This window comes from Microbacterium sp. B19 (assembly GCF_000333395.1).
Lineage (GTDB): Bacteria > Actinomycetota > Actinomycetes > Actinomycetales > Microbacteriaceae > Microbacterium.
In genome coordinates, this window is sequence record NZ_BADA01000242.1 from 1 (window position 1) to 1,480 (window position 1,480).

At 72.4% G+C, this 1,480-nt stretch carries 2 protein-coding genes; both read right to left on the bottom strand.

All coding sequences use genetic code 11. The features are described from left to right. Positions 1 to 74: 74 nt before the first annotated feature. Positions 75 to 434: a DUF2200 domain-containing protein gene (locus I5G_RS09245; protein WP_022878808.1), complete on the bottom strand. Its 360-nt coding sequence runs from the start codon at positions 432 to 434 to the stop codon at positions 75 to 77. 390 nt (positions 435 to 824) lie between these two features. Next, on the bottom strand, positions 825 to 1,379 hold the full coding sequence (locus I5G_RS09250) for a helix-turn-helix domain-containing protein (protein WP_022878809.1): 555 nt from the start codon (positions 1,377 to 1,379) through the stop codon (positions 825 to 827). Positions 1,380 to 1,480 lie beyond the last annotated feature (101 nt).

A 1,480-nucleotide genomic window follows, 5' to 3' on the forward strand; every position in this document is an offset into this window, starting at 1 on the left:
GCTGCGGGCGGACGCGGTCGTCACGGTCGTGCGCCGCGGACGCCTCGCCGCCGGCAGCCTGCCCGGCTGAGGGCTCAGGCGGGCGCGGGCGTCTCGCTCCGGAGCACCTTCGTGAGCGGGCGCCCCTTCGCCAGCTCGTCGACGAGCTTGTCGAGAAGGCGGATGCGGTACATCAACGGGTCTTCGATCTGCTCGACGCGCACTCCGCACACGACGCCCGTCACCTGCGCCGACAGCGGGTTGAGGCGGGCCGCCTCGAAGAACTCACGGAACGTTGCGGACGTCTCGATGTGTCGGGTCAGTTCCGCGTCGTCGAACCCCGTGAGCCACCGGATGACGGCATCCAGCTCGTCGCGCGTGCGTCCCTTGCGCTCGACCTTCGCGAGGTAGAGGGGGTAGACGCCCGCGACGGGCGTGTCGAAGATGCGGTGCATGGGCGGAACGTTACCCGTGCCCGCGTCCATTGGCGACGGTCCGCTGACGCGGCCACGTCGGTGGCCCTGGCCTCCGCCCGTCGAACGTCCAAGACACGCCGCTGGGCCCGTGCCCCGAGCGGCGTGTCTTGGACAGTGGATGCCGCCGGCGCGCAAGCCTCAAGGGGCCGTGCAGGCATCGCCCCCAGGGGTTTGTGTGTCCAGGACACGCGGAGCGCGCCGCGCGCCGTCCGCGTGTCTTGGCCACTGAACCGGCCCGCCGCCTGCCCCCGCCGCTCCGCGAGTCCGTGGCATCCCTGTCGAGCGTCCGAGACACCCCGCTGAGTCGGCGCCGCGAGCGGAGTGTCTTGGACACTGGATGCCACCCCGCGGCACCGCGTCCCGGCCGGGTCAGCGCGACTCGGACACCAGCACCGCGCTCGTCCCGGGGACCAGCGCCTCGAAGACGTGCGGCGCGTCGCCGGCGTACGAGAGGTAGTCGCCCGGGTGCAACTCGTACGGCGCATCCACCGGGCCGACGCGGCCGCGGCCGGAGAGCAGCACGACGTGCTCGACCGTGCCGCGCTGGTGCGGGTCAGACAGGCGCGGCTTCCCCGGCTCGGCGCGGAGCAGGTAGATGTCGCGGCGCGCGTGCGGCGGGCTCGCGGAGAGCAGCACGGCGAGGTAGTCGGCCGCGGACGCCGGCACCGCCGCGGACGGGGCGTCGCCCGCGCGGATGAGCGTGGGGGAGCGCACCCCCTCGTCGACGAGCACAGCGAACGGCACCTCGAGCGCGGTGGCCAGCGCCCATAGCGTCTCGACGCTCGGATTGCCGCCGCCGTTCTCGAGTTGCGACACCGTCGCCTTCGCCACTCCGGCGCGCCGCGCGAGCTCGGACACGCTGAGGTCGCGCCGCTCGCGTTCGCGGCGGAGGGTCGTGGCGATGCGGTCACCGAGGTCGCTCATGCGTTCATTATGCTCGTCGTTCGTTCGACTTGACGAACACCGGGCGATCGTTCGAGACTCTGATCATGCGTTCATCAGAGCGAACACCGTCGCGTGCTGCG

Excerpts from the sequence above, each read along its gene's own strand:
- I5G_RS09245 (WP_022878808.1), bottom strand. The coding sequence starts at position 434 with ATGCACCGCATCTTCGACACGCCCGTCGCGGGCGTCTACCCCCTCTAC.
- I5G_RS09250 (WP_022878809.1), bottom strand. The coding sequence starts at position 1,379 with ATGAGCGACCTCGGTGACCGCATCGCCACGACCCTCCGCCGCGAACGC.